We start from the raw sequence: 20736 nt of genomic DNA on the forward strand, positions 1-20736 counted from the left end.
AACTTGCATAAGTGATAACGCGAATTGATCAAGGGGCGAATGTCTTGGAAATGAATATCTTAGATGCGGCAAAACATCATGATGGAGTGCAGGTCAGAACATTATTAAACTCCGGCGCCAATCCCAATACCCAGAACCATAACGGAAATACGGCTTTAATGTTCGCAGCAAGTCAAGGAAGTTACGAGATCGTTCAAATGCTGCTTAACCATCGCGCCGATCCGAATATCCCCAACAAACAAGGGAATACCCCGTTAATCACGGCAGTGGAACGTAATCATATGAACATTGCTTTATTACTCCTGAACCACGGAGCTAAGACGTCACATTCAAACGTGAACGGTACAACCCCTTTAATGTTTGCTTCCCGGAACAACGCACTGCAAATGGCAAAAACTCTTGTGGAAAAAGGCGCCTGGATAAATTCAGCAAATCATAAGGGACTCACTGCTTTAATGCTAGCTTGTATAGATGGTCATCAGGATATGGTTACATTTTTATTGGAGGCTGGGGCAAATGTACATAAAAAAGACATGAACGGCTATACCGCCCTTCTTCATGCTGTGAGACCAGGTCATGTTAGCATCATCAAGCTGCTTCTCAAGCATAAAGCCAAACCGGAAGAAGCGAACATCAACGGCGTCAATGCCGTAATGAAAGCCGCAGAAATCAACGATGAGGGGATAATGATTGAATTACTCCACTCACTGTATTCCCGGAAAGCTCCCATAGCCTACCGTGCTGCCTACCAAATATCAAAAGAAATGCATCCTGAAAGCAGCATCCGATTATGGCTCAATATGTTGACAAACGGAAATATCCATTCTTCTGAAGTAAGGCGGTTTAATGAATCTATTGTAACGGATATTCGACTTTTAAAGATCTTTGGCAACCATGATCTCAAACCGGAGCAAAAAGACGTTTTCTCCTTTCTTTCCTTTTCTATAAAAAAGAAGGACAAGGAGCTTTTCGAACGTTTTTTTCCTTCTCAGGCGAACGCGCCGCTTTGCCAAACCTGTTTTGAATCCTTATCTTTATACGATCTTGAGCCGTATATGGCACAGCGCCTTTTATGGCTTGCTTTAATTAGCAAGCATTCGGAGCTTGCTTCCCGCCTATTCGAACATCAAGTCCCTCCATACAGCTGTAGAACAAGGGACAAAGAATTGAACACGATGGATCTTGCCGTATCTTCCAAAGAACAAACCATCATTGAACTGCTGCTGGATCGAGGTGTCATACCCAACAAGCACCATCTGGAACAGGCTATTATCAACCAATTACCGGGTGCGGTAAGGTTAATGGTGATTCACGGAGCAGACGCTGGCAGCGGAAGCCGGTTGTTCACCGCGGCCATCGGCACAAAACAACCGGAAATGGTACAATTATTGATTGAGCTTGGTATTGATCCGGATCAAGAAAGCCATTCATTGAATTCTCCATTGCTAAAGGCAATATCCTTAGGGATGGACTCCATTGCGGAACATTTCGTTGTTCATGGCAAACAGCTTCAGGAGCTGGACAAAGCCTTACTTGAGGCGATGGCTAAAAAGAATGAAAAATTGGCTCTTTTCCTATTGGATCACGGAGCCAATTCAGAAACAAAAAATTTCTACGGACAAACTATCCTTCAATTAGCTATAGAGTACCGAATGACTGCACTGGTCGAGAGAATGCTGCAAAAAAAGCCTGCACAGGAACAACTAAACGAAGCCTTCCTGACTTCCTTGCAAAAAAATCAGACCGATATGGCTTTACTAGTCTTAAAGCGCGGGGCCGACCCGCATTCCAAACTAAAAAATGGGCAAGACGCCTTCTCCTTTACGGTTGAACGTCAATTGGTTCAAGTCACGGAAAAATTAATTCCTATTGTAAACATACAGGAGATTTACCATGCGTTTATGATTAGCGTCAAGAATGATTCCTTGCCGATGGTACTGATGTTCATCAGAAATGGAATCGGACCTAATGTGGCTGATGCGGATGGTACGAGCGCCCTTATGCATGCAGTCAAAGCCGGCCATTCCAAAATGGTGTACGAACTCCTTTTGGCCGGTGCGAATATCCAACGACAGAATCAACGGGGGGAGACTGCAAGAAGTGCTGCGCTTGCAGGCAAAAATGCAGGCATGCTCCGGATCCTTTCCAGTAAGCCTAATACTACAGGTCAGAGCAGTGAATCGTTTATGGGTACATTGCTGTCCGCCGTGTTCGGGAGGTCAAAGCCCAGGGGACGATTCACACATTGCTGGAGCTGTAAAACGAACATTGACTCTGTTCGCTATCTTATTTGCAGTACATGTAAATGGATTATTTGTCCTTGCAGTGCATGCGGTTGCAATTATTCCTTCGGCACATCGCACAGAAGATAATGCGAGGAAAAGCAAAAGCTTAGTCATGCAGTTTTCGCTGTGACTAAGCCTTTTTTGCCTGGTATTATTGTTGCGTCCAAGTCTTTCCGTTATCTGTGCTTTCGTATACCTTGAGCCCGCTTGTTACGATCAGCAAACGGCTTGCATCTTTAGCGGAGCTTTTGATGCCCAGTGGCATTTCACCGTTCAATTCCACCTGCATCGGCTCCCAGTTCTTCAAATCCTTCGAGCGAAGGAATCCTCCTTCCGTTAAAGCGATGACATTCCCGTCCGGTAATGTCAACAGCTGAAAAGCAGGTTCATGGCTAATCTTCGTCTCCTGTGCGCTTCCATTGGCAAGGTCATATCGGAAAAGCCCATTCTCCGCACCTACTAACAATGAAGCATCATCATCCGGGGCCCATGCAATCGAATACGCGTGCATTGGGATGGTACCGGCTTTCGTCCAGGTCACTCCCGCATCTTGCGTTTGGTACAGGTTCTCCCCGCTGCCCGCTAACAACGTAAACAACGGATTCGGATTCCTCGAATTCATCGCAAGTAAATGCGCATCTGGCGTGTCCGGCTTCGGCTGGTTCGGCAGTCCGCTCTCAGACGTTTCCCAAGTTTCTCCGCCATCTACGGTCCGTTTGACAAATCCATGGCCTGATACAATCATATGCTCCGGCTTCGCAGGATCGATTTCCAAGCCCATAACATCATCCCGGCTCAACGGCGGAAGTATCCTTTGCCACCTGCTCTCCATCCATTCATAAACGCCGGTGTGTGTTCCGAGCCAGACCGTTTCTCCATCCGGAGCATAGGTGAATACATGAGGATGATTATCTTTGGAGCCGGGGATCAGTTCATTGCCGGCAGAACTGGCGGGCTTATTGAATATTCCCCATATCACAAGTCCCAAAATACAGACCACCACAGCAATGAAAAGTCCTCCTAGGCCAAAAGAACGCTTTGCTTTCGTTTTCATGGCTAACTCCTTTAATTTGCTTTTTCAGAATAGAACGGTCCAATCATGCTGACGAACCTAATGAAATTCAATACGCAAAACGTATGCCCAACCAACACTACACATTGTAGTTAATATCCAGTCACGTGTCAAATATACCGGCGCTTCGCCGGAAAATCATTTGATGAATTTAAAAAAGACGTTAACCATCCAGCGGCTAACGTCCAGGATTTCATTCTATTTAACGTTGAAATTCAACGATGCTTTGCTTTTTTTCATTGACCGTGAGCTGGAATATGTCCGGCCGATTATAGTGTCCCATCACATCAAAGTCATATCGGCTTTGTATGATCTGCTCTAACGGCAAATCGGCAATCAGCAGCCCCTCCTGATCCCAGAGCGGCTGTGCTACATATTCTCCTAGCGGCCCAACGATCGCGCTTCCTCCTCTGGATAACACGTCAGGCTGGCCGGAAAGCTCGTCCAGGCAGGCTAAATCATCCGGATACGTGCTTTTGGTTGCATATTGATTGGAGGATAATACGAAGCAGCGGCCCTCGCAGGCGATATGCTGAAGCGTGGCTTGCCAAGTATCGCGTGCATCTGCAGTCGGAGTGATCAACAGATCGATTCCTTTGGCATACATCGCGGCTCGCGCCAAGGGCATGTAGTTTTCCCAGCAGATCAAACCGCCGATTCTCCCGAATGGAGTTTGAATGACCGTCAGCGTGCTTCCGTCTCCCGATCCCCACAGCAGTCGCTCTGCCCCCGTTGGCATCAGCTTGCGGTGTTTGCCGAGCAGCCGTCCGTCCGGTCCTATATACACCATCGAGTTATACAAGGTTGAACTGCCCGGATCGGCTTCGCGTTCGACGACTCCGACAATGAGGTAGACCCCGGCTTCATAGGCCAGCTGTCCAAGTATATCCATGTCCTCTCCCGGAATTTGTACAGCGCTCTCCCAATATCGCGCCCAGTCCTGTCGCCCCGAAGCCGTCCGGCTGCCTACCCGGGTTCCAAACGTAAATCCTCGAGGATAGCCTGAGATGAACGTTTCCGGAAATACGACCAACTGAGCCTCTTGCTTTGCCGCTTCTTTCGTCCACTCCGCTATTTTCTTCAGCGCAGATGCCTTGTCAAAAAGTACAGGAGCCGATTGAACTACCGCTGCACGCACCGTGCGTTCCATAGGAATGACCTCCCTTTATCGTGCTTTCTCCTTAACGTTCATAAATTTATCATACCGTGCTTGAAAATTTGGTAAACAGCCAATTCTCCTGCTTTATTCCCATCCAATCTTCAATGTACCGTGGCCCCTGAACTGAAATTCATAAATTATTACCAGATTTAAAGCATGATTTGTGTTAAGATACCAAATAATATGGTTGATTAAGCCGATTCAACAGTTAGGCGGTGTCCCTATGTGGAAACCCGATCGCACAAGCAAAAAGCCGTTATATCAACAAATTGCCGAATATATGGAACGCAGAATCAGCTATGGTGAATACCCTCCGGGCAGCACTTTGCCATCCGAAAGAAAGCTCGCCGGCGAGCTGCAAGTCAATCGGAGCACCATCGTACAGGCTTATGAAGAGCTTCGCGCCTCCGGACTCGTAGAGAGCCGCGTCGGCTTCGGAACCCGAGTGAGCGGCGATAAATGGGGATTTACCCCAAGGCATGCCGCCAACTGGCGCTTATATGAAGAAAGCGGAGCTTTTTTACCGAACATCCCCTTCATTCGGCGTATTCGGGAAGAGATTCGTAAGCATCCCGACATTATCGATTTCGCCAGCGGCGAGCTTTCGACGGATTTATTTCCGAGCCAGGCCTTCCAGAAGCTGTGGCAGGACAAGCCTTATCTCGATCACTGGGGCTATGACGATCCTCAAGGCTACCTGCCGTTAAGAGAAACTCTTGTATCCTTTTTGCAAACGTATCACGGTATAAGTTCCACCGCGTCATCCATCCTGATTACATCAGGATCACAGCAATCGTTATTTTTGATTACTCAGTGCCTGCTTAGTGCAGGGGACGCGGTTGCCATTGAAGACCCTTCTTATTGCTATTCCCTGCCTATGTTTCAATCGGCAGGATTACGGCTGCTCCGCTTACCGGTTAAAGACGATGGTGTTCAACCCGATGATATCTTGTCCTTATATCATCAGCAGCGTGTGCGTATGATTTTTTTAAACCCGAATTATCAAAATCCTACCGGCACGGTCCTGAGGCCTGAGCATCGGATGAAGCTTCTGGATATTGCCGCGGATTTAGGGATTCCCATTGTAGAGGATGATCCCTTCAGCTTGACGGCCTTTGACGGCAGTACGCCTAAACCCTTAAAAGCGTTCGACACGGCCGGAAATGTGCTCTACATTGGATCGCTGTCCAAAATTGCCGCGTCCGGCTTACGCATTGGGTGGATGGTGGCGCCGCAATCAGTAGTGCATCGCTTGGCAGATGCCCGGCAGCAGATGGATTTTGGTTTAAGCATCATTCCACAATGGATTGCAGCACAATTTTTAGGATCAAAGACTGATTTTGAAGATCATATGTCCTTTTTGAGAAGTGCTTTGCTGTTCAAGCGGGATCTTCTTGCCTCAGCCCTGCAGGAATATTTAGACGGAGAGGTGGAATTCTTCTTACCTCAAGGCGGATTAAACCTGTGGTGCGGCATACATAAACAAGTGGATGATTTCAAGCTGTTGGAGGAAGGAATTAAACGCGGCGTCATTTTTGTCCCGGGAAGCGTTTATGGCTCGAAGCCCGGTTATGTCCGTTTTTCATTTTCAAGGCCGGATCCGGGATGCATACACAAGGGAGTACGTGCATTTGCAGAAGGTTTAAGACATTGCTGAGTGCAATGGACGGGATAACACGTATCGAATTGGATGGTTACAACTCAGCCTTTTCTTGATACGATCCAAATATAAGACTAAGCTGGATGGTGAATGAGATGCCTCTCTATATTTATTACATTATTTTCTTAACGATTATGTTATTTGCAACGGTAGCCACGATCATGATCGGACTTTCCAAGAAAAACAAGGAAGGGAATCCCGGTTACGACAAAAGAACAGGCAGCATTTTTAAAAATCTCTCCATTTATTATATTATCGCTATTGTTCTAGGTTATCTTGCGCTGATTTTATATATAGTGAAATAGCAAAAACAGGCAGTAAAGAAGGAGCTGGAATTTCCCGGCTCCTTCTTTGCTTTTGCGGCAATCCTGAGGATTAGGCTTTAGGAAAAATAAGCTTAAAGTCCGTCCCCTTTCCTACCTCACTATCGACGACGACTTTTCCCGTCATATTTTTTATAATGTTAAACGCGACCATGGTACCAAGACCGGTGCCTTTTTCTTTAGTCGAGAAATAGGGAGTTCCCAAACGCCGGATTTGTTCCTCTGTCATCCCCGTTCCCGTATCGCTGATGTGCAGAATGACATTGTTCCTTTGTCCGCTCACTGAAAATTTTAAATACCCCCCCTGCTCACCCATCGCTTCAATTCCATTCTTGGCAATGTTAATTATACTCTGTCTGAGCCTTTGGCGTTCTCCAATAATAAACAGATCGGGTTCGGATTGGATTTCAACCTCGACGCCTTTCAAATGGGCATAGGATAATAAAACATTGCTGACGTATTGAATTTCTTCGTCGATATCCAACCTCTCTACGCTCTGGGAATGAGGTCTTGCTAAAGATAGATAGTCATGAATGATTTGCTGCGCACGATCCAGCTCCTCAATGCATATTTGTCCGTATAACTGTTTTTTCTCCAGAGCCAAATCGGATGTGCTGAGCAGTTGAATAAATCCTCTGACAGCGGTTAGAGGATTTCTGATTTCATGGGCGACGGAAGCGGAGATCACACTCGCTACTTTCATTTTTTCAGAGTCCATCAGCTCTTTACGCATCTCTACGCTTTTGGTTATGGCTTCGATAATGTATACGGTTAAACCCATAAATATACTTTGCAAAATATAAAAAAGGGTCCCGCTGGTAAAGTTGTAATTGAAATGAGGATTATACATCAGACTGCCGGATAAACCGATCATTTTGCCCGCTAAAGATATAAAAGAGGAAATAAAAATTTTTTGAGCTAAACTGAAGGATTGAAATTTTTTGAATACCAAGAGGATAAGGATCAAAATAATGCCTGCGGTCATCACATTGATATAAGCGCCTGCGCCTCCTATCATAAACCGGACACCAATCAGTGAGGTAAATAACATAAGCGTTGTTATGCCGTTGCCATAAAAGCATCCCAAAATCAGTGGAACCAAGCGAAGATCAAATAATACTCCATTTTGTTCTGTTGTAGGAAAAAACATACATAAAACCATAGGAATACCAAACAATAGAAATGTCCATATCCCCCTTGCTGCCGCTCTTGCTTTCAATTTCTCATGGAGGATCCATTGGTAAAATATGAAGGGGAACGTTACGAAAAAAACATTCAATAAAAAATTGTTAAGAGCAAAGCTAGCGACCATAACGCTCCCCACTTTTATATGTATAATATTTTACATTATACAATAAACCAACTATTATTTTCCAGAATATTTAAAACCAAAAACCTGCTTACTTTCTCCTGTTGCCAATAATAGTGAACATACATTCCGTTACAAGTACTACAAAAAACTGTGCGGCTAATGCAGCACAGTTTTTGTAACATGCTTATTACTTTTTCCGAGGACCTGCCGAAATAATTTCCTCGCTCAAATCAGAGAATTTCTCGAAATTTTGGATGAAGCGTTCAGCCAATTCCGCCGCTTTCGCTTCATACGCCGCTTTATCCTCCCATGTGTTTCGGGGCACCAGCACTTCACTTGGAACACCCGGGACGGACTCAGGGCAAAGCACGCCAAAGATCGGGTCGGCAACAAATGTCGTTTGTTCAATGCTGCCATTGATCGCAGCCGTCACCATTGCACGGGTATAAGCAAGATTCATCCGTTTTCCTACGCCGTAAGGTCCGCCGGACCAACCGGTATTAACCAAGTATACTCTTGCGTTGTGCTCCTCGATTTTTTTCCCGAGCATTTCCGCATACACGCTTGGACGCAAAGGAAGAAAAGGTGCTCCAAAGCAGGTAGAGAACGTCGCTTCCGGTTCCGTAACCCCTCTCTCCGTTCCTGCCAGCTTCGAGGTGTATCCCGACAAGAAGTGATACATCGCCTGTTCCTTTGTCAGCTTGGAAATTGGCGGCAGGACGCCAAACGCATCGGCCGTCAAGAAAATAATCACGTCTGGATGGCCGGCAACCCCCGGAATCAGTGCGCCGGGAATATAATCGACAGGGTATGCCGCGCGCGTATTTTCAGTAATCTGATTGTCGTTGTAATCGGCCACTCCGGTGTCCGCATCCAAAACCACATTTTCCAACACCGATCCGTAACGTATGGCATTCCAAATTTGCGGTTCCTTTTCTTCCGAGAGGCCTATGCATTTGGCATAGCATCCGCCTTCAAAGTTAAACACGCCCTGATCCGACCAGCCATGCTCATCGTCTCCGATTAAACGGCGGTTCGGATCGGCAGAAAGCGTCGTTTTCCCTGTACCTGACAGTCCAAAGAACAGAGCGGTGTCGCCATCCTCTCCAACGTTGGCTGAACAATGCATCGGCATAACCCCTTGGAACGGAAGGAGGTAGTTCAATACGGTGAATATCGATTTTTTCATCTCGCCGGCATACTCGGTGCCGCCGATCAGGACCACTTTCTTTTCAAACGATACGCAGATGAAGGTTTCAGAATGTGTGCCGTCAACGGCAGGATCGGCCTTCAACCCCGGAAGGGCGATCACGGTAAATTCCGGCTGATGCGTCTTCAGTTCTTCTTGTGTCGGACGTACAAAGAGCTGGCGGACAAATAAATTATGCCAAGCGTACTCATTGATTACCCGAATCGGAAGCCTGTAATCCGAATCCGCCCCTGCAAAGCCGTCAAATATAAACAGCTCCCGTTGTGCCATATATTCTTGCGCTTTTTGATACAGCTTCTCGAACTGAAGCTGTGAGATAGGCTGATTTACGGCGCCCCAAGCAATATGGTCCATCACAGACGGTTCCTGCACCACAAATTTATCCTTAGGGGAGCGGCCGGTATATTTTCCCGTCAATGCCCGCAATGCTCCGGAGGAAGCCAGTACTCCTTCCTTTCTCTGCAAAGCCGTTTCAACTAATTTTGATACGGACAAGTTATGATGTGAGTTCTTAGCATGCTGCTGTTGAACTGTCTTAATATCCAAGACCATACTGTAACTGCCTCCTTTGGTTCGCTTTTATATAGTGTACATCAATCAATGTATAGTACACAATATAAATTTATCTATTACACAATTTTTAGTTGCTTTTTTACACAATTCCGTCAAATATAACACTCTATTCAGAATCCATAGAGAGCAATCTTCTGATTAATGATACCTGTAGCTATCCGTTCGCTAGCTTCGTTCAAAACACACAAAAAGCCATTTATCCTGCTGGTGCTCCCTGGCATCCATCAGTCAAATGGCAGTGTACATATTGTAGCCTGAGCCTTCGAAGCAAGTATCTTCGGGCTTATTTAAGCCTAAACCATCGGGGCGCCCACCAATTCCGCCTGCCTAGCCATTTCATGAAGGAGGGGACCAAAACCAGCCTGATCAGGGTCGCATCAATGAAGATTGCGGCTGCGATGCCAATTCCCAGCTGCTTGACCCCAACGACCTCTCCGAATGCGAAGGGCGCGGTAACGGCAATCATGATCGCTGCAGCCGAGGTGATAATTCTGCTAGTTGAGGTCAGCCCTACCAGAATGGCGCGGTCGTTATCCTGTGTTTGCCGGTATACCTCCGATATGCGCGATAATAAGAAAACCCCGTAATCCATACTGATGCCAAAAGCCAGCCCGAAAATAAAGACGGGAATCATGATGGCGATGCTGTACGGCTCCATCCCGAATCGTCCTTCTTGAAATATCCATACCAGGATGCCAAACGATGCTCCCAGGCTCAGAAGATTCATCAGGATCGTTTTGAACGGAATGAGAATCGAACGGAACGCAATGAACAGCACGACAAACTGCGAAATGAATATAAACAGCAGCACCTTCTTGATACTGCCATAAATCTCATCAAAAACCTCCTGCTGGTACTTCGGTTCTCCGCCCAACAGGAAACGGAGATTCCCGGTGCTCCCCGTCTGCTCCCAGCGCCTGACCCAATCCATCGCTTCCTGCGATGCCGGATTGCCCTGCAGGGTTACATAAATGAGCATTCGATTACGGTTCACAAACGGCTTCAGCGCCGGTTCAACCTTTTCTTTGATCACCGGATTTTGCATCAGGTCGAACACCTGCTCGGGCGGCATGCGCAGGCGGGAAAACACAGAATCCACCCGCAGCACGTCCGGATCGTTTTCCAATCGTTGAATCAGGCCATAGGCATTGAACAACTCTTCTTGAGTCAGGTTAGGCTTTAATCCTTGGGCTGCAATGTACACCTCAGAGGTTGACGGAGTGGCGAAGTAGGCTTGAAGCGTTTCGGCGGCCGTACGCGAATCATAGCCTTGAGGCAAGGAGGCGGCGTCCGGAATGGCTAATTTCATTTGGGTTAAAGGCATAAGGCAGCTGATGAGCACAAAGGAGGCCAAGAACGCCATCCGGAATGGCCTCTTCATAATAAACCGGGAGAAAGAATGCCAAAGCTTTATTTCCCCGGAAATGGATTCCGACTTTTTTTCCGATCGGATGATAGCTCCCAACATCGTTAGAAGCGCCGGAAGCAGAGTAACGGTTAACAGGACCGAGACCGCGACTACCGCCATCGCCCCTAAAGCTACAGTAGTAAACATCGGAAGGCGGATGAAGCAGATCCCCATCAAACCGAGAAAAACACAGGCTGCCGAAAATAAAACGGCTCTGCCGGCGGTTTCCATCGTTGTTACCAGCGCCTGCTCAGCCGAGGTTCTATCCAATTCCTCCCGATACCGGCTGACCATCATCAACGCAAAATCGATACTCAGCGCCAGCCCCACCATGGGGATGACATTCAATACAAAGTTGGAGAGCTCGATCCGGGTCCCCAGCCAGTACATGATCCCCATAGTGCCGGTAACGGCAAACATTCCGAGGATAACAGGAATCATAGCAGATACGACACCGCCGAATGCAAACCATAAAATCAGGAATGCGGCCGGAATTCCGATCAGCTCCGCTTTTTTCAAATCACTTTGGCTGGCTCGATTAACGTCGGCCTGGACCACCGATTTCCCTGTCATTTTCACCGAGATGCCGCTGTGGTTCGGCAGACGTTTATGAATTTCCTCAAGCACCGGCTTCATTTCATAGGCGTTTTGCTCAAACACAAGCAGCGCATAGGCGGCATTGTTCTTGAGCATCCCTTCGCTGTTCAGCGGGGAAATCACATCGGTCAAACCGCGGATTCCCTGCAGCCGGTCCAAGGTATGTTGAATAAACAGGCGGAAGGGTTCCCGGGCTATAGAATGCTCATTCTCAAACACTAGAATGACCGGATCCTCAGGGATATGAAAGTCGGAGGACAGCATCTGCAAAACCTTGACATAGGCTCCGTCAGGGAGCAAGCCATGGTCCTTCAATACGGAAGGCAGCTTCGCGGCGTACATCCCGAAAAAGACGACAAACATGAACCAAAACGCAATGATCGCTTTGGGATAACGAAGGGAAAGGAAAGCAAGCTGCCGGTACCCCATAACCAAGCTCCTCTGCCTGCGGATTGGGTGCTCTTTAATAATCGCTTTCTTTCAACCGGGTCGCTTGAACCATCCCATATGCCAATTGAGGGGCAAGCTGCGCTAAGCCCAGCATAAGACGCGAGATCACAGGCATACCGAACACCGATTGAAAAAATCGTCCCCACCTGAGGGGACCCGTAAATTCCCGCTGCAGCGACAGTGTATATTCGTGCTCCCATCGGGTCAGGGGAATCTCTCCGCGAAGAAAGCGGTCGGCAAAAGGCGCGCACAAAAAGGCCGAACGCAGGGCCATCGACATGCCGTCACCACAGAGCGGCGGCACCATCGATGAAGCGTCCCCCACACAGGGAAGCGCATCCCAGGCAACCGGCCTGCGATTGAGAATCACCGGGGCGACGGCGGCCTGCGTGCCGGGAACCGGTACGGCTTGTGCCAGCTTTTCATGAAGCTTCGGGTGTCTACGGGCGGCGGCAGCCATGATCCCCAGAATCGATTTGTCTGCATCCATTAACGCTTCCCGCTTCAGCAGCGCCGCAGCATTGACGATTCCATCTTCCACCGGGGCAAGTCCCAAATATCCGCCCGGAAATAAATAAAGCTCTACCGCCGGCTCCATCGCTATCCCCCGAAAGTGCGATTTCACGCCCATATACATCTTTCTTTCGGGTCCACTTGGGCGACGGCCCGGAAGCCCCGCCCGGGGATTAGCCCCCCATGCCGCTATCACAGCACGTGCCTCGCAGGCCGTTTTCTCCCCTTCCCTGCTGATCTCAATTCGATATCCCCCGTCGCTTCGGGAAACGGATGTGACCGCGGCTGAGGTCCGCACCTCCACGCCTGCATTCAACGCTGCTCGGTGCAGCGCAGAATCCAATGCATACCTGCTGATTCCTAATGCCCTGCCGGGCAGCGGAATTTCCAATACCTCTCCATGCCTAAGGATCAAGCGGATCCGGCTCATCGTTGCGGGATGGAGCGCATCGACAGATCCAGCCAAACCAAGGGCATTCAACGTGCTTTGCGACTCCGGAGATAGAAATTCTCCGCATACCTTATGACGAGGGAAGGAATCACGGTCGATCAGCACCGTCTCCCAGCCCCTGTCAGCCAATGCCTTGGCCATACCGCTTCCTGCGATTCCCGCCCCAAGCACCGCCACCTCATAGTTTCGTTTCATCATCCTCAGCTCCGTCCGTTGAACTGGACATCCGCCTTCCGGATGACGGCCGCATACCGAAACAACGGTCTCCAGGCATAGAATAATTCCGCTGTATCCAAAGCTTTCCCCAGAAGCTCCCAATCGATTGAACGGAAACCTTTGGCCACGGACAAGGGACCATCATGTACAATATACCGGTTGCTTGAAATCAAACGAGCCGTCAGCCACACCGCCGTCCAGGGGATCCAATGCCTGTGAATATCATTGATGACGACTCCCATTCGGGAAGCCTTCAGCATGCTTCGGACAACCCCGGGCAGCTCGTCCGAAGCAAAATGATGTATAAACTGCGACCCCGTCACCAGGTCCGCGCAAGCTTCCGGCAGCGCGAACAGATCTCTGCGCAGCACGTCAACCCGAGGTTCGCTGCAATAATACAGCCTCGCTTCTTCACAAGCCTCCTCGGTGATGTCCGCTAAAGTGATCTTGAGCTTGATCCGGTTGGCATCCGCCCATCGCAAAAGCTTGCGGTTGATGTCTCCCGATCCGGCTCCGATATCCAGGATAGACAAGCAGCCCGGCTTGCCCGCCTCCGACCACAGTTTCCTTACGCCATAGAGTGTGGGTCCCGATGCGCTGAAGATCCGATTAAGCCTTCGCAAATGCCGTAATGCTTCACGAAGCTCAGCTCCCCCTGCGGAAAGGTCATCCATTAGTTCGGGCTCCGCGGACCGCTGCTTCAATCGATTAAACACGGGTATCTCCTATGAGCTGTTCCTGCCCGACAACAGACGGAAAATACGTGATTTGCACCATCTCAGCCGTTATCCCGGGACCAAACGCTATGGCAATCCCGCTAACCGGGCCGGAGCGGCGGTCCAGCAATCGCTGCCTCATCTCGTTAAGCACGAAAAGAATCGTGGCGGAGGACAAATTTCCATAATGGCGAAGTACGCTGCGGCTGGGGTCAACCTGCTCATCGGCAAGCCCGAACACCTCCTGCAGCGAATCAATAATCCCTCGGCCCCCGGGATGAATCGCCCACAGCTCCGGTCTGTACCCTCCCGATAATAATCGCTCTACCTCCGCAGATATCGACCTGCCGATCAGTCTGGGGATATTCGGGGAAAGATAAAGATCGAAGCCGTAATTCCCTACCTCCCATACCATCTCATCAGCAGACTCGGGCAGGAGCGCCGAGCTTTCCCTTCCCAGCTGAAAAATACCATGATGATCCGCGCCGGGGCGGCCTACGATACAAGCGGAAGCCCCGTCACCGAAGAACGAAGCGCCATATAACGCCTCCTTTTCGCTTGAGGGCTGAAAATGAAGCGTACAAAGCTCTACACAGACGATGAGCACTTTGGCGGACGGAGTACCCAAGATGATTTGCCTCGATAGGCCAATGGCCTTCAAGCCCGCTGCGCAGCCCAGAAATTGCAGGGGAATCCGGTTAACGGTAGATGCCAGGCCCAACTGTTGAACCAAAGCGGCATCCAACCCCGGAAGAAATTGACCGGTACAGCTGACCGTGATCACATGGGTGATGTCGGACGCCGTCATTCCGCTATCCGATAAAGCTTTTTGGGCCGCCTCCAGCCCCAAGGGCACAGACGCTTTCTTATAGATTCGCATACGCTCGGCAGTGGCAGGTACGTCTTTAATCGAAGCATCGGGGAAATAACGGCATGCCGCTGCGGATTCGAGCAGATTAGGCTCACAAGTGTAACGTGTGTCCACTCCACACTGCTTGAATATTCGTTTTGCCCAGCGCGCGGAATGGGGATGCTCCTTTAATGCTTCGGTAAGCCTTTGGGATACATCGGCTTGATCCATTCGAAAAGCCGGTACGGACGTACCGATCCCCAGGACGGCGATCATTGGAGTCCTCTGTTCCATGGTCTGGTTCATCCTTTCGCTTTAGTGTCGGAATCGTGCAAAGCGCGGACAAAGCCACGCTTTACACATGTCTATTCGCAACTCCGTTTCATTATGCCGTTCTTCCTATATAACCCGTCAGACTATGCTGTATATCATTTTGTTAAAACACCTTCAGGATACTAGAAGGAAAAATATGGGCTGTGTCGAAATAGTGGTGATTAATAATTCATTAGGGTTATTTATCCAAAATATGGAGGTTGCGTTTGTGGAATCATTAAGTATAACGGATGCTTCTTTTCCAATGGATCCACTTTTTACCCATTCTTTTGATGCACTATGTATATTGGATAATCAGGGACTCGTACGCATAACCAATCCTCCCTTCTCCAGGCTATTTGGATGGACAGATGATGAATTGACAGGACGCCCGTTGCCCTTTCAACAAGCGTTTGATTTAAAGACGCTCCCAACCGGCATCATCGAGAAGGATCACCTGACGATACAGCGCAAAGACGGGACCCCTGTGATTGTACAGATGAAAGCACTGCCTCTTGTACATCACCATACCTATCTCATCGTACTGAAAGAGGTCGCCCCGAATGACTTTTTTGAAAAGCTCGATAAGATTGAGCAAGAGCATAAAGAAACCATACGATATCAGCAGGGGATGAGCTTTAAATACAAAAAAATAGATGGACGATTCATCCATACGCTATGTGACGGCGAGCTCATTTATCGTTTGGGGCTGGGGCCCGAGAGAGTGGTGGGAAAGGAGCTGAAGCAATTTTTGCCGCTGGAGACGGCTGTTGTAAAGGAGCAGCATTACGAACGCGCCTGGCAGGGTGAAGAAAATGTCATCTATGAAGGAGAAGAGAACGGGTTAACGTATCTGGCCTCATTAAAGCCGATGAAGCGAGACGGAATCGTCGTCGAAGTCATTGCCTCTTGTGTGGACATCACCCAAAGAAAATGTGCGGAAAAAGCCCTGCAGGAGGCCGAAGCGCTCTATCGGTGCCTGGTGGAAGACGCCTTGGTCGGTGTGTATTTGTATCAGGATGGGAAAATCGTTTACGCCAACCCCGTATTCGCCAACATCTTCGGATACAGTCAAAACGAAATGACGAGGCTGGACTTGATTGACTTATTCGTCCGCGAGGAGCGGGACTATATGACGACGAAATTGACCTATTGTCAAGAATCAAACGTCAAGGGCTCCAAGAATCGGGATTATAAAGTTCGGGGAATACGAAAAAATGGCTCTTATGTGGAATTGGAGGGCAACTCCACACTAACTCTTTTTCGAGGCAGACCTGCACTCATCGGGACGGTCCTCGATATTACGGAAAGAAAAGAAACGGACAGGCAGTATCAGCGGCTGCTTAAGCTTTCTCCGGAGCCGATCATGCTTCATAAAAACGATATCATTATTTATGTGAATGATGCCGGACTCAAATTATTCGGCACAAAGGATCCGTTGGAATTAATCGGACACTCGTTTATCGAGCAATTTCACCCGCAGGACCGGGAACATGTGCGCAAAAAACTGGAAACGGTCCTGAAAAACGATCACAGCTCGGGATTTTCCGAGTTCAAGCTCATCCGTTTAGACGGAGATATTATCGAGGTGGAATCTTCAGCCATCCATATTTACAAATACATGGGGGAATCCGTCATTCAAAGTGTATTTCGTGATGTGACAGAGAGAAAGCAAGCCGAAGAACTCCTCCGAAGATCGGAGAAGCTGAACCTCGTTGGTCAAATGGCGGCAGGTGTAGCCCATGAAATACGAAATCCGTTGACCTCGATTAAAGGCTTCTCGCAGCTGTTGAAGGAAAAGAACGATTCGTACAAAGATTATTACGAAATCATGATCTCCGAATTGGACCGTATCAATGAGATAGTCACTGAATTCATGTATTTGGCCAAACCGAACCCCGTGGAGTTCAAAAAAGTCAAATTAAGCAGTATTCTCGATCATGTCATTTCCTTAATGAATACGCAAGCCATTATCAATAATGTCTATATCCGCGCCCACTATGAGGATGATCGGGTGGCCATTAATTGTGATGAGAACCAGATCAAGCAGGTATTTATCAACATGTTAAAAAATGCGGTGGAATCCATGCCTCGCGGCGGGGAAATCACCATTGATTGCCATGAATCTATAGAGCAGGATGCCGTTTTCATAAGGTTCATCGACCAGGGGGTCGGTATCTCTAAAGACCGGTTAAAAAAAATCGGGGAGCCCTTTTATACCACCAAGGAGCAAGGTACAGGACTGGGTTTAATGCTCAGCTACAAAATTATAGAATCTCATAAGGGCAAAATGAATATTTACAGTGAAATGAATAAGGGAACGCAAATCGAGATCGTATTGCCCAACGTTTAACCATATGAGCAGCGCCCCTCTAGTCGGCATATACCGGCAAGAGGGGCGTTAATATCAAATAGAAATGCAATTGATTGAGCTACGATTCAAAAAAACCTTCCAATCCATTATCAACCCGCGCTGCGGGTATGTTTTCATCCCAATCACATCTAACAATGTTATTACATTTTACCCGATGCATATTCATCCTTCGCTCTTCGCTATGATAGGTTTCGAGAATACGGTACCTGTTATTAAACAGCAAGCATTTCGGACAAAAACCCTTTGCGATGGCATGCAGTTCCTCATTCGAATATCCGCTGGTCATTTCGGCTAGCAGTGTTGTATCCAACATATCGATCACCTTTCCTTATTTTTATGTAAAGCGGGGCAAAGAACATTATTTTCACGAGACAACGTTACTTAGTACCCCGATGCTTTCAATCTCCACTTCTACAAGATCACCCGGATTCAAAAATCTTGGCGGCTGAAACCCAAGACCTACGCCTTTCGGGGTTCCGGTAGCAATAATATCACCCGGTTTTAACGTAATTCCGCTTGAGAGAGTTTTAATAATAGTAGGAATGTCAAAAATGAGATATGCGGTATTTGAATTTTGCCGCACTTCTCCGTTGACTCTACATTGAATATCCAGTTTGACAGGAACCGGAATTTCATCAGCGGTAACTAAATAAGGTCCCATGGGGCCGAAGGTATCCAGGCTTTTCCCCAAAAACCATTGACTATGCTTTTTTTGCAAGTCACGTGCGGTTACATCGTTAATCACCGTATAGCCAAAAATATAGTCATAAGCATCGGCTTCTGAAATATTCGTGCCCTCCTTTCCGATGACAATAGCAAGCTCGGCTTCATAATCGATTTGCTTCGTTACATCCGGATGACTTTTGATTTCCTTGTTCGGACCAATTACGGCTGTCGTTGCTTTACTGAAAACAATCGGATGCTGAGGAATATTCTTCGCTTCCTCCATAGCGTCTGTATACTCCAGAGCATGCTCTCTATAATTAAGACCAAGGCAAATAATATCTCGTCTAGGCGTTGGAATAGGGGCTTCAAGCGTCACTTCGGAAAGCGGCAAGCCATGATCCCGGCTATCTTTGGTCAGACGGTTGATTTCTTGCAGACGGGAATAGGCCTCCCCGGATTCGATCACTTCGATTAAACTTTTCGGCAATAAAGCTTCCTTAAAAAGCTGTTTCTCAGCCGCCTGCGCATCCACGACAGATTGTCCATCTGCTGTGAGAAATCCATACTTTAATTGCCCGATGTGAATAAATGAGGTTAAGTACATTATAAATCCTCCCTAGTCGTTAATCATAGTCGAACAACCAACGATAATTGGCCTAACCAATAATGTATCCATATCTTAGAGCATTCCTATGCTTCTAGTCAAGCGTCTTTATATAATTTCATATGTTTTGCGGTTAATACTGAATTGACGATATGATCATACTATAGCTATAATTAATAATTATTTAAATCACCGGATGCGTTTGAAAACCGTATTGGTAAGACCATGAGGGGAGACCTTATAATGACAGAATTTGATATTGCCTTTTTTCCCGTAGGTGAAAATAAAGCTTTTCTTGAAATTGCAAATCAGATAAGAGAACACATTGAAAAAGGCGTTTTAAAAGTAGGCAATCGCCTGCCTTCCGAACGTGAACTGGCCGAAAAATTTCAAACCAGTCGCGCAACCGTCAGGGAAGCATTGCGTGCTCTTGAAATCATCGGCGTTATTGAAAGCCATGTGGGACAAGGAACCTTCATAAAAAACTCAAATTTCTCAAGTATGGATGGTTTATTCGCTGAAATATCGAAGCAAACAAGTCCTTCTGAAGTGTTTGAAGTTAGAATGGCCTTCGAACCTTATCTTGCTCATTTGGCGGCACTTCGGGCCACGCAAGAAGAGCTTCTGCAATTAAAACAGAATATGGATCAACTGAACCAATCCATAGACCATTTCGATATTCGTCAATTCGAACAATTGGACGGCCAATTTCATCATATGATCGCCGTTTCCTCCAAGAATTCATTTCTCTTATACATCATGAACATCGTGAATAACGTTCGTTCGGAAAAACTGTGGGGTACATTGAAAGAAAAGAGTTTAAATCCGGAGAGAATGAAAAAATACAGTATCCAGCATTTTGAAATTTATCAAGCGATAACCGAACGCGATGCCCGCAGAGCGGAAATTGTCGCCTTGGAACATATAAAAACCGTAAGAAGCAATATGTTGGAACAATAACTTTCAGCTTTGCAGACTTCCATAAAAATTACGTAAGAACAAGCTATTATGACTAGCTCATTAGCTTGTTTTTTATATTTTTTTTATTGACGTAAGTATAAGCGTAGTTTACTATAAGGTTTAGATATTGGTTCAACCAATTTTCGATTTTGGATTAACCATTTCTGACATTACTATATTTGAGGAGGTTTGATATGTTAGGCCAGGTTAATGATTTACAGGTTAACTATGAAAGTAAAGGAACCGGTGATGTCATTGTCTTTGTCCATGGCCTGGGTGGCAGTTTGAATATCTGGAATAGCCAGACCACGGTTTGCTCCAGGTATTACAGAACGCTTTCCTACGATTTGCGCGGGTCCGGGCGAACAGATCTAGCACAGTGCGAGTTTTCTATTGAACTATGGGTTGCCGATTTAAAGGAATTGCTGCAATACGAAAACATTGAGTCGGCACATTTTGTAGGCCATTCGCTGGGTACACTTATCGTACAACATTTTGCAGTCTCCAATCCAAGCATGGTCAAAAGCCTGACTCTCATAGGAGGTCTTACCGAGCCTTCCGATGCTGCAAGGAAGGGGATTAACGATCGCTCCGATGTGGTCCGCACCAATGGAATGGATGCTGTTGCAGACGCCATTATTGAAGGCGGCTTCTCCTCCTATTCCAAGCATACGAATAGCACTTTAATCGGTTTGGTAAAGGATCTGCTGCTGCGCAATCATCCCGAAGCCTATGCCGCCTCCTGCAGAGCACTTGCCCAAGCTAAAGCGATCGAGCATTCCAAAGTCGACGCCCCCGTACTGCTTATCGTCGGTGACGAGGACAAGGTAAGCCCTATCTCCATGTCAAAACTAATGAACCAGCGTTTCCCTAACGCGCATTTGGAAATTATATCGAATTGCGGACATTGGGCAACGATTGAAATGCCGGATGCGGTCAATAAAAATCTTCTCAACTTCCTGTCTAGACTCTAATATTGGTTTCCCTAGAATGCAGAAGCCAGGGATAGTCTTTGCGATTTGGAC

Annotated in this window: 15 protein-coding genes; 6 read left to right on the forward strand and 9 right to left on the reverse strand. The window is 47.4% G+C overall.

Annotated elements, in window-relative coordinates:
• The first annotated feature begins 50 nt into the window (after positions 1-50).
• Positions 51-2372, forward strand: a complete 2322-nt coding sequence (locus ACZYR9_RS10565; RefSeq protein WP_488978571.1) for an ankyrin repeat domain-containing protein — start codon at positions 51-53, stop codon at positions 2370-2372.
• Between the two features lie 64 nt (positions 2373-2436).
• Here ACZYR9_RS10565 and ACZYR9_RS10570 read toward each other — a convergent pair whose 3' ends face one another.
• Together ACZYR9_RS10570 and ACZYR9_RS10575 are read right to left on the reverse strand one after the other, a co-directional pair.
• On the reverse strand, positions 2437-3339 hold the full coding sequence (locus tag ACZYR9_RS10570) for a WD40/YVTN/BNR-like repeat-containing protein (RefSeq protein ID WP_488978446.1): 903 nt from the start codon (positions 3337-3339) through the stop codon (positions 2437-2439).
• Positions 3340-3559: 220 nt separating this feature from the next.
• Positions 3560-4507 (reverse strand): carbon-nitrogen hydrolase family protein, encoded by a 948-nt coding sequence (locus ACZYR9_RS10575; protein ID WP_488978447.1) that lies wholly within the window; start codon positions 4505-4507, stop codon positions 3560-3562.
• Between the two features lie 232 nt (positions 4508-4739).
• Between ACZYR9_RS10575 and ACZYR9_RS10580 the strand changes: the two genes are divergently transcribed.
• Together ACZYR9_RS10580 and ACZYR9_RS10585 are read left to right on the forward strand one after the other, a co-directional pair.
• Positions 4740-6173 carry an aminotransferase-like domain-containing protein gene (locus tag ACZYR9_RS10580; RefSeq protein ID WP_488978448.1) on the forward strand — a complete coding sequence of 478 codons (1434 nt, stop codon included), beginning with the start codon at positions 4740-4742 and terminating at the stop codon, positions 6171-6173.
• 98 nt (positions 6174-6271) lie between these two features.
• The gene (locus ACZYR9_RS10585) at positions 6272-6481 is read left to right on the forward strand and encodes a hypothetical protein (RefSeq protein WP_488978449.1); all 210 of its coding nucleotides are present in this window, start codon (positions 6272-6274) and stop codon (positions 6479-6481) included.
• A 70-nt stretch (positions 6482-6551) separates the two neighbouring features.
• On the opposite strand, the gene ACZYR9_RS10590 is transcribed toward ACZYR9_RS10585, so the two are convergent.
• The 6 genes from ACZYR9_RS10590 to ACZYR9_RS10615 form a co-directional block, all read right to left on the reverse strand.
• Positions 6552-7811, reverse strand: coding sequence for an ATP-binding protein (locus ACZYR9_RS10590; protein ID WP_488978450.1), 1260 nt, complete (start codon positions 7809-7811; stop codon positions 6552-6554).
• A 187-nt stretch (positions 7812-7998) separates the two neighbouring features.
• The gene (pckA, locus tag ACZYR9_RS10595; RefSeq protein ID WP_488978451.1) at positions 7999-9573 is read right to left on the reverse strand and encodes a phosphoenolpyruvate carboxykinase (ATP); all 1575 of its coding nucleotides are present in this window, start codon (positions 9571-9573) and stop codon (positions 7999-8001) included.
• Positions 9574-9877: 304 nt separating this feature from the next.
• Complete coding sequence (locus ACZYR9_RS10600) at positions 9878-12028, reverse strand: MMPL family transporter (protein ID WP_488978452.1); 2151 nt, start codon at positions 12026-12028, stop codon at positions 9878-9880.
• A gap of 34 nt (positions 12029-12062) precedes the next feature.
• Positions 12063-13211, reverse strand: a complete 1149-nt coding sequence (locus ACZYR9_RS10605) for an NAD(P)/FAD-dependent oxidoreductase (protein WP_488978453.1) — start codon at positions 13209-13211, stop codon at positions 12063-12065.
• A gap of 2 nt (positions 13212-13213) precedes the next feature.
• Positions 13214-13945: a methyltransferase domain-containing protein gene (locus ACZYR9_RS10610; RefSeq protein ID WP_488978454.1), complete on the reverse strand. Its 732-nt coding sequence runs from the start codon at positions 13943-13945 to the stop codon at positions 13214-13216.
• Positions 13938-15089 carry a type III polyketide synthase gene (locus ACZYR9_RS10615; RefSeq protein ID WP_488978455.1) on the reverse strand — a complete coding sequence of 384 codons (1152 nt, stop codon included), beginning with the start codon at positions 15087-15089 and terminating at the stop codon, positions 13938-13940. Before ACZYR9_RS10615 ends, ACZYR9_RS10610 begins: the two co-directional genes overlap by 8 nt.
• A 247-nt stretch (positions 15090-15336) precedes the next feature.
• On the opposite strand from ACZYR9_RS10615, the gene ACZYR9_RS10620 reads away from it, so the two are divergent.
• A complete protein-coding gene (locus tag ACZYR9_RS10620) occupies positions 15337-17460 on the forward strand; it encodes a PAS domain S-box protein (protein ID WP_488978456.1) in 2124 nt (707 codons plus the stop codon).
• Between the two features lie 385 nt (positions 17461-17845).
• On the opposite strand, the gene ACZYR9_RS10625 is transcribed toward ACZYR9_RS10620, so the two are convergent.
• Entirely contained in the window at positions 17846-18751 is a 906-nt protein-coding gene (locus ACZYR9_RS10625; protein WP_488978457.1) for a fumarylacetoacetate hydrolase family protein, read from the reverse strand.
• Between the two features lie 243 nt (positions 18752-18994).
• On the opposite strand from ACZYR9_RS10625, the gene ACZYR9_RS10630 reads away from it, so the two are divergent.
• Together ACZYR9_RS10630 and ACZYR9_RS10635 are read left to right on the forward strand one after the other, a co-directional pair.
• Positions 18995-19711 carry a FadR/GntR family transcriptional regulator gene (locus ACZYR9_RS10630; protein WP_488978458.1) on the forward strand — a complete coding sequence of 239 codons (717 nt, stop codon included), beginning with the start codon at positions 18995-18997 and terminating at the stop codon, positions 19709-19711.
• A 194-nt stretch (positions 19712-19905) separates the two neighbouring features.
• Positions 19906-20685 (forward strand): alpha/beta fold hydrolase, encoded by a 780-nt coding sequence (locus ACZYR9_RS10635; protein ID WP_488978459.1) that lies wholly within the window; start codon positions 19906-19908, stop codon positions 20683-20685.
• The last annotated feature ends 51 nt before the right edge of the window (positions 20686-20736 follow it).

Source organism: Paenibacillus sp. F024, assembly GCF_057814255.1.